General features: G+C 36.7%; 7 protein-coding genes. 2 read left to right on the top strand and 5 right to left on the bottom strand.

All coding sequences use genetic code 11. From position 1 onward, the window contains the following. The 4 genes from CWATDRAFT_RS27405 to CWATDRAFT_RS27390 all read right to left on the bottom strand — a co-directional run. Window positions 1-581, bottom strand: a 581-nt coding sequence (locus tag CWATDRAFT_RS27405) for a transposase (RefSeq protein ID WP_042712604.1), incomplete at its 3' end; no start/stop codon positions are given. A gap of 156 nt (window positions 582-737) precedes the next feature. Next, window positions 738-1,529: a peptidoglycan editing factor PgeF gene (gene pgeF / locus CWATDRAFT_RS27400; RefSeq protein WP_007308042.1), complete on the bottom strand. Its 792-nt coding sequence runs from the start codon at window positions 1,527-1,529 to the stop codon at window positions 738-740. A 454-nt stretch (window positions 1,530-1,983) separates the two neighbouring features. Beyond that, window positions 1,984-3,510, bottom strand: coding sequence for an IS5-like element ISCwa2 family transposase (locus CWATDRAFT_RS27395; protein ID WP_007308041.1), 1,527 nt, complete (start codon window positions 3,508-3,510; stop codon window positions 1,984-1,986). Between the two features lie 170 nt (window positions 3,511-3,680). After that, window positions 3,681-5,207: an IS5-like element ISCwa2 family transposase gene (locus tag CWATDRAFT_RS27390; RefSeq protein ID WP_007308040.1), complete on the bottom strand. Its 1,527-nt coding sequence runs from the start codon at window positions 5,205-5,207 to the stop codon at window positions 3,681-3,683. A 123-nt stretch (window positions 5,208-5,330) separates the two neighbouring features. Between CWATDRAFT_RS27390 and CWATDRAFT_RS32460 the strand changes: the two genes are divergently transcribed. Both CWATDRAFT_RS32460 and CWATDRAFT_RS27380 read left to right on the top strand, forming a co-directional pair. Continuing rightward, window positions 5,331-5,672, top strand: a complete 342-nt coding sequence (locus CWATDRAFT_RS32460) for a hypothetical protein (RefSeq protein ID WP_042712601.1) — start codon at window positions 5,331-5,333, stop codon at window positions 5,670-5,672. A 112-nt stretch (window positions 5,673-5,784) separates the two neighbouring features. After that, on the top strand, window positions 5,785-6,525 hold the full coding sequence (locus CWATDRAFT_RS27380; protein WP_007308043.1) for a cadherin-like domain-containing protein: 741 nt from the start codon (window positions 5,785-5,787) through the stop codon (window positions 6,523-6,525). Between the two features lie 196 nt (window positions 6,526-6,721). Here CWATDRAFT_RS27380 and CWATDRAFT_RS27375 read toward each other — a convergent pair whose 3' ends face one another. Then, on the bottom strand, window positions 6,722-7,879 hold the full coding sequence (locus CWATDRAFT_RS27375) for an IS4 family transposase (protein WP_007308039.1): 1,158 nt from the start codon (window positions 7,877-7,879) through the stop codon (window positions 6,722-6,724). Between the last annotated feature and the right edge of the window lie 669 nt (window positions 7,880-8,548).

The following is an 8,548-nucleotide window of genomic DNA, read 5'->3' as shown; positions in this document are numbered from 1 at the left end:
GGATGGGGAAACGGCAGTGCAGCTTGATCCTGGTTTAGATCTAGAGGATCCCCATCCGTTGGGTATATGATGTCTGCTGGCGCACAAGTCGCATCTAAAATTAGTTTACCTTTATTTTTTATTTTTTCTCCTTTTTCTTGGAGACAATCCTTTTTTTTTACTTCTTTATCACTCTTGTCTATTTCTCTTTTTACTATTTTTTTATTGATTTTGTTTATCAATTCTCCATCAATTCTTTTCCTAAAATGAACTAGCATTGAAGATTCCAGTGGTGGCTCTTGTTGATAACAATTTAAACCTATAAAGTATTGTAGATAGGGATTTTCTCTAATCTGTTCTATAGTTTCTCTATCACTTGTTCCTAATTTTTCCTTAATAATTAATGTCCCTAATGCCATTCTAAATAGTTTGGCTGGCGCACCTTTTTCTGCTGAAAAAAGTTTAGCATATTCTTCCTCAAAATCATCCCAAGGTATCAACTCTGCCATGATTACCCAACGATTATTGGGGGACAATTTGCCCTCGAAAGGTAATTCAAATTTTTCTGGGGGCGGTAAAGGTTGCTCCTCTTTTCGATACATTTGTTCTTGACCAACAACTGGGAGGTGTTTCTACCAATTATAGCGGTTTGTAGCCGACAAAGCTGATCTTTTTTGCGATCGCGAATATGGGTGTAACCTTTTAAAGAATAGGGTTTTGCTTTTATTCAGCAAACCCTAATTATTAACTATTAATTATTAATTGCTGACGATTCCTGACCATTGCACCTTTTTTTCTTTACTACGACGATAGGAAAAGAAATGAGACGGGGATTGATAGGTACAATAAGGAGCGATGCTGATTTGTTCGCTTTTAATACCTAATTGTTCTAGTTGTAACTGATTAATACGACGCACATCTAAACGGACTTTTCCTGGTTTGGGATCGGGTAGGATGGGGGGGGTAGAAATCTTGGCTAAGGGGTTTAAAATGCCCTCTAAGCTGTCTATTTTCTCCTTTTGGAACAAACTAGCCCCCACTTCTGCTGCCACCTTCTCAGACACCTGATACACCTCTCCACTGATAGCCGGTCCCATGGCAATGCGTAAATTTTCTATAGCACTGCCCCAAGCTTGTAAACGGGTTATGGCCTCTGGTACAATCCGTTGAGCAGTTCCTCGCCACCCTGCATGAATGGCAGCAATATTACCTGTGACTTCATCCCCGATCAAAACGGGGGTACAATCAGCACTAGCAACCCATATCGCTTGTTTTTCCAGGTTAGCAATAATACCATCAGCCGAGGCAAAAGTATCCTCTGTGGCCTCTTCTTTAATCTCACTAGGGGACAAAACACGGTTACCATGAACCTGTTTAATACGGTAGGTATCCGCTTCAGGATCAAGAACTTTACTTAAGTCTTCAGGGGTTTTCGGATAAAACGGTTGTGTAAAAAAACCGTGGGGCCAAGCTTGCAGTAGGGAACAGGTTAAATAGGGTAGCCCTTCTGCAGACTGCCATTGCCAACTTTGGGTTAAGCGATCGCTCATTGTTAAGTGATTTTAATTTAGCGAGAAACATAGGGGTATTCGCTGATGCCCCAACTTCTAGCTTAGCAAGATTCTTGGATCAACTATTGCGCTACAGTAAGACGAATCAAAATAGAGCGATCGCCTAAGGTTAGAAATTTAAGAGTCGCATAATCTTCAGTTATTAAAAGAGTCGGAAAAAAACAATTATTTGACACATAACATATAATAAAAACAGAAACAAAAATACTCTACATCTAGCAAAGGATTTGAAATACAGGTTTCAAGTCAAATTCTATTTCTTTTTTCTTTCTTGTTATTCTTTAGCGGTAAATAAAATGATAGATTTAGCATAATCTTTCTGATTAACTCCAAAAAAATAAAAGTTGTTTAAACTAAACTATCATACCAATTATTCATTTGTTAGAATTTTTTATGTCTACTTTAGGGTTTGCTGAAAAAGTTTCTCCAAAATTTATGCCACTTTTGACCAAGAATTTTCTGACAAATCAATAAATTTTAGTACATAAAAATTGTTTAAAGTATAATCAAAATTAATGAAAGGCGGTTTGATGAGTTCCCCTGTTCTATTATTAGTAAATAAGGACAAAAAAAGCGACAAAAACTGCCTCAGAAGTTTAGAAAGATTGACAACTAGAAATGTAATAGCAATAGATGTAATGGAGGTTTCAGGGAGTTTTGTCATCACGAGATTTAGGCTAAATCTTCGTTTAGCTTGTCCAAACTTTCCCTCAATAGCATTACGGAAGCATTCATCGGAGTGGGCTTGTTTCTTTTCTTCTTCACTGACATTTTTCGGAGGTCTTCCTAACTTCGGACCACTGATTCTTATCCCTCTTTCCTTACACCAATTTCTGTTTTCCCTAGTTCGATAAATTTTATCTACATGGACGGATTCGGGATAATAGCCAAACGTTTCTTTATACTTTTCTACTTGTTCTTTTAAATGACAAGATTCATTGAAGTTTTCCCAACTTATTTTGTCTAGAAACACATAGTTATCTACACAGCTTACTGAGAGTTTAGCTCCAAACTCTATTGGTTTTCCTGCTTTTCCCCTCACTATTGGACGAATATGCGGTTGAGTTAAACTTACAATTCTTTGAGGAACACTCTGGGTCTTATTCTCCCACATTGACTGTTGTTGTTCATAAACTTTTTTGATAGTCTCTAGACAATTTTTCTGTCTTTTACTCAGATTTTCCAGGGAAGCCCCAGCTTGAATTAAGTCTTCTATATTTCCTAAATTTTTCTTAAGGTATTTTAACTGTTTCCCGATAGCTTTTCTTCTTTCTTGATAAGATACTTTTCGTTTTTTAGCTACTTTTAAGTATTCCTTTCTAGCAATTTTTCTAGAAGTTCTCGGCTTTTTTCTCAATTTTACTCTTAATGGTTTATAAAGATTATCTATTATTCTTTCTGTCTCAATTCTGGCTTGATTTAATATGCCTAAATCCGTTGGGTATTTGATGTCTGCTGGCGCACAAGTCGCATCTAAAATTAGTTTACCTTTATTTTTTATTTTTTCTCCTTTTTCTTGGAGACAATCCTTTTTTTTTACTTCTTTATCACTCTTGTCTATTTCTCTTTTTACTATTTTTTTATTGATTTTGTTTATCAATTCTCCATCAATTCTTTTCCTAAAATGAACTAGCATTGAAGATTCCAGTGGTGGCTCTTGTTGATAACAATTTAAACCTATAAAGTATTGTAGATAGGGATTTTCTCTAATCTGTTCTATAGTTTCTCTATCACTTGTTCCTAATTTTTCCTTAATAATTAATGTGCCTAATGCCATTCTAAATAGTTTGGCTGGCGCACCTTTTTCTGTTGAAAAAAGTTTAGCATATTCTTCCTCAAAATCATCCCAAGGTATCAACTCTGCCATGATTACCCAACGATTATTGGGGGACAATTTGCCCTCGAAAGGTAATTCAAATTTTTCTGGGGGCGGTAAAGGTTGCTCCTCTTTTCGATACATTTGTTCTTGACCAACAACTGGGAGGTGTTTCTACCAATTATAGCGGTTTGTAGCCGACAAAGCTGATCTTTTTTGCGATCGCGAATATGGGTGTAACCTTTTAAAGAATAGGGTTTTGCTTTTATTCAGCAAACCCTAATTAGGGTTTGCTGAAAAAGTTTCTCCAAAATTTATGCCACTTTTGACCAAGAATTTTCTGACAAATCAATAAGTTTTAGTACATAAAAATTGTTTAAAGTATAATCAAAATTAATAAAAGGCGGTTTGATGAGTTCCCCTGTTCTATTATTAGTAAATAAGGACAAGAAAAGCGACAAAAACTGCCTCAGAAGTTTAGAAAGATTGACAACTAAAAATGTAATAGCAATAGATATAATGGAGGTTTCAGGGAGTTTTGTCATCACGAGATTTAGGCTAAATCTTCGTTTAGCTTGTCCAAACTTTCCCTCAATAGCATTACGGAAGCATTCATCGGAGTGGGCTTGTTTCTTTTCTTCTTCACTGACATTTTTCGGAGGTCTTCCTAACTTCGGACCACTGATTCTTATCCCTCTTTCCTTACACCAATTTCTGTTTCCCCTAGTTCGATAAATTTTATCTACATGGACGGATTCGGGATAATAGCCAAACGTTTCTTTATACTTTTCTACTTGTTCTTTTAAATGACAAGATTCATTGAAGTTTTCCCAACTTATTTTGTCTAGAAACACATAGTTATCTACACAGCTTACTGAGAGTTTAGCTCCAAACTCTATTGGTTTTCCTGCTTTTCCCCTCACTATTGGACGAATATGCGGTTGAGTTAAACTTACAATTCTTTGAGGAACACTCTGGGTCTTATTCTCCCACATTGACTGTTGTTGTTCATAAACTTTTTTGATAGTCTCTAGACAATTTTTCTGTCTTTTACTCAGATTTTCCAGGGAAGCCCCAGCTTGAATTAAGTCTTCTATATTTCCTAAATTTTTCTTAAGGTATTTTAACTGTTTCCCGATAGCTTTTCTTCTTTCTTGATAAGATACTTTTCGTTTTTTAGCTACTTTTAAGTATTCCTTTCTAGCAATTTTTCTAGAAGTTCTCGGCTTTTTTCTCAATTTTACTCTTAATGGTTTATAAAGATTATCTATTATTCTTTCTGTCTCAATTCTGGCTTGATTTAATATGCCTAAATCCGTTGGGTATTTGATGTCTGCTGGCGCACAAGTCGCATCTAAAATTAGTTTACCTTTATTTTTTATTTTTTCTCTTTTTTCTTGGAGACAATCCTTTTTTTTTACTTCTTTATCACTCTTGTCTATTTCTCTTTTTACTATTTTTTTATTGATTTTGTTTATCAATTCTCCATCAATTATTTTCCTAAAATGAACTAGCATTGAAGATTCCAGTGGTGGCTCTTGTTGATAACAATTTAAACCTATAAAGTATTGTAGATAGGGATTTTCTCTAATCTGTTCTATAGTTTCTCTATCACTTGTTCTTAATTTTTCCTTAATAATTAATGTCCCTAATGCCATTCTAAATAGTTTGGCTGGCGCACCTTTTTCTGCTGAAAAAAGTTTAGCATATTCTTCCTCAAAATCATCCCAAGGTATCAACTCTGCCATGATTACCCAACGATTATTGGGGGACAATTTGCCCTCGAAAGGTAATTCAAATTTTTCTGGGGGCGGTAAAGGTTGCTCCTCTTTTCGATACATTTGTTCTTGACCAACAACTGGGAGGTGTTTCTACCAATTATAGCGGTTTGTAGCCGACAAAGCTGATCTTTTTTGCGATCGCGAATATGGGTGTAACCTTTTAAAGAATAGGGTTTTGCTTTTATTCAGCAAACCCTAATTCGCTCTCTTAAACAGAAAATAAAGAAAATTGAACGGGAAGGGGAAGTAGCACCAGCTAATTGTCATATTATTCGTTATCAGGTTAATGGAAAGGGAACAATCTACTGGTATTATAAACTACAGGCTGCTGAATCAATTTTTCCTATGGCCACTAATAATGAGAAAAAAACCAAATATAAATATTTAGGACGAGCCGGAAGTTCTGCTCATATTGATGCTGTAGAAAAACTCACTAGAAGAAATCTCATTGATGAATTAGAACGAGTCATTCAATCTCTAACGGAAAGCTACTTAGATATCTATATTGGAACCGAAACTGAATGAAGCTATTTAATATTTAAAATCCCCTAAAAAGATGGAAAGAGAGTTTTTAAAATCACCTTAATTCTCTATTTTAGCTTTGGAGATATGTTTAGCGTAAAATTTACGCTAACGATTGTTTTTTATCCAAAGTCCAAATCTTAACACAGATGGCTCTTTTGAGTATATTCCCAATGCTAACTTTAACGGCACTGATACCTTCACTTATCAAGCCAATGATGGGGAATTAAACTCTTCTCCAGCTACTGTAACTATAACGGTTAATCCTGTTAATGATGCTCCTGTAGCTAGTGATGATCAATACAGTGTGGATGAAGACACAACTTTAACCATTGAAACAGCAGATGGTGTGTTAGGAAACGACACAGATGTTGATGGAGATACCTTAACTTCTCTGTTGGTAGATGCACCAAATAATGGCAATTTAACCCTTAATACAGATGGCTCTTTTGAGTATGTTCCTAATGCCAACTTTAACGGCACTGATACCTTTACTTATCAAGCCAATGATGGCACTGACGATTCTAACATAGCCACTGTAACAATCATCGTTAATGATGTACCCATAGGTGCTGAACCCCCTGTATTTGGTAGTCTAGGGGATGAAACCTTAGATGCAAGTGTAACTCCTGGTTTTGATGGTGTTGACGATCTGGCTTTCAGTGGTGCAGGAAATGACTTCATTGATACTGAGTCTGGTGAGGGTGGTAACCGTGTTTATGGACAGTCAGGAGACGATACCTTTACCTCACGGGGTGACAAGCCCGTTAAAACCCTGATTGAAAGAGGGTTTCAGCCGTGGCGATCGCTCTATAAATTGTCAAAAACTAGAGGGCTTATTGAGAATAAACAATAATGATAATCATTCTTGCCGTGTGTGTGGGGGGGAGGAGGGTTACACCGTCCTCCCCCCCACAGGGTTGATGCTCAAAATCAACCCCTTGGGCAATATTAGTTTTTATTAAATAATAAAAATTGGTTTATTTTGGATAGTTACATCTAAAATAAATCATCTTCCACTGGTTATTTTATGTTAAGATAAAATAGGGGAATTAAGCCGTCTTATCTATTATGGATATGGCTTGTAACCCTTTTTTATAATTGTTGAGTTTCTGGGGATTATTGCTCATCATAATTGAAATAAAATCAGAGCAAAATTCCCAAGCGTGAATCCAAAGAGAGCCATAAAGTCCTATCCAAAAATTACTATGTCTTCGGTCACGTCTTGATTTTTCAGTTAGACGAGCAATATATTTTCCTTGATTGGTTTGTCGAAATGTTTTGCCTTTTAAAGAAGTAGCAGTGTAAGCGATCGCTATTAATAAAATCAAGGAATTTAGTCGTTTATTATTGGCTTTACTTCCCTCCAAATTATAACCCCCTGTCTTACAATCCTTGAACATAGCTTCAATACCTGCCCTGGCTCGATAGACTTTCAAGACCTCTGATAAACTGTCTAAGTTGGTAAGAATAAACCAAGGCTCTTTTTCCTGTTTGCCCTTGTATTTTCTTTTCCAATATGCTCCCACATTAAAGTTTCCAAACCCTTTATTTTTAGTGACTGAAACCCCAGTTAAAAACATCTTCATCCCAGGTTTCATTCCTAACTGCGAAAAAGTTTGATAATCTTCATCATCTTTTTTCTGGTTTGTACCTTGTTTCTGACGAAAAGCGAAGAATAACTTTTGTTTTTTACTTTTTTGTTTCAACCAATAGGCTAATTTAACACTGTGGAATTCTCGGTCTCCAAGAATGACTAACTCATAGTTTTTTAGAAGACAAAGAACAGGTTGAATTAATGCCTGTTGTTCAGATAATCTGCTGGCTCCTCTTTTCCCTAAAAGTGTCCAATAGATGGGTAAAGCCAGCTTTTTCCAGATAACAGCAACCATGAAAACATTTTTATCTTTCCATTGGGTTCGGTCAATTGTTATAATCAGACGAGAGCCAGTCTTAAATTCTTTACAAATAATAGCTTTAATCACAGGAAACCGGAATATGGGAATGGCTAAAGCTGACAAAACTAGGAATCTCTGGATATGTTTACGACGACTTTGATAAAGTATTGGTAAAGGAAAACAAGCTGCTAACCTTTCTATTCTAACCTGTTTATGTACTGTCAGCAACCACAGTAAAATTCTAAAAGCCTCGAACTGTGTTTGTGTTAAATGTTTGGTAAAATGAGATTCATAAACTGCTAAAAAGCTCATGATTTAAGTTATAAAACGATTAAGGACAATCTGATTATTATTAGCATAAAATCGGATTGTTTTCTCTCTTTTAGGAGTTGACGCTCGCGCATCAAAACAGTTTGGGGGGGCAGGGCAATCGCATTTAATTTTTGAAAAGCTGACTGCATAAGAGGTTTCGCGATCGCCGTTCATTTGTACTGAAACTCTAAAATCTTTACTGGATCACGCATCTCAGATTTTAATGCGATTGCCCTGGGGGGAGGGTGATGGGGTGACGGGGTGACGGGGTGACCGGGTGACGGGGTGAAAATATAGAGATCATTTCTCGAAAATCTCCCCCTCTCGCTCAATACTGTTCGGATAAGCTTGAAAAGTTGATTAAATAAGGAGTGTGGGAAGGCTGGGAAGTGTACTTCGACAAGCTCAGCAACAGGGAAGACTAAAAACAATATTAATATTCTGCTTCCCTATCTCCCAGTCCCCCAGTCTCCCAGTCCCCGAGTCTCCCAGTCCCCCAGTCCCCCAGTCTCCCCCTCTCCCAGTCTCCCTATCTCACAGTATTACAAGGCTCCGGCTGCCGTTATATCAAGAACTCACCCTAAATGGGTGGTACTATTGATGGCTTGAAGAACGGAATGTACATCCACTCCTTAAGGATAGTCACTGACGCTAACACAGCCATGACCC

Source organism: Crocosphaera watsonii WH 8501, assembly GCF_000167195.1.
Taxonomy (GTDB): Bacteria; Cyanobacteriota; Cyanobacteriia; order Cyanobacteriales; family Microcystaceae; genus Crocosphaera; species Crocosphaera watsonii.
Note: the sequence above shows the minus strand (reverse complement) of the source record. Positions and strands in the feature narration are given on the sequence as shown.

What these genes read in the sequence shown, in the direction of transcription:
- pgeF (WP_007308042.1), bottom strand. Translation starts at nt 1,529, where the DNA reads ATGAGCGATCGCTTAACCCAAAGTTGGCAATGGCAGTCTGCAGAAGGG.
- CWATDRAFT_RS27395 (WP_007308041.1), bottom strand. Translation starts at nt 3,510, where the DNA reads ATGTATCGAAAAGAGGAGCAACCTTTACCGCCCCCAGAAAAATTTGAA.
- CWATDRAFT_RS27390 (WP_007308040.1), bottom strand. Translation starts at nt 5,207, where the DNA reads ATGTATCGAAAAGAGGAGCAACCTTTACCGCCCCCAGAAAAATTTGAA.
- CWATDRAFT_RS27375 (WP_007308039.1), bottom strand. Translation starts at nt 7,879, where the DNA reads ATGAGCTTTTTAGCAGTTTATGAATCTCATTTTACCAAACATTTAACA.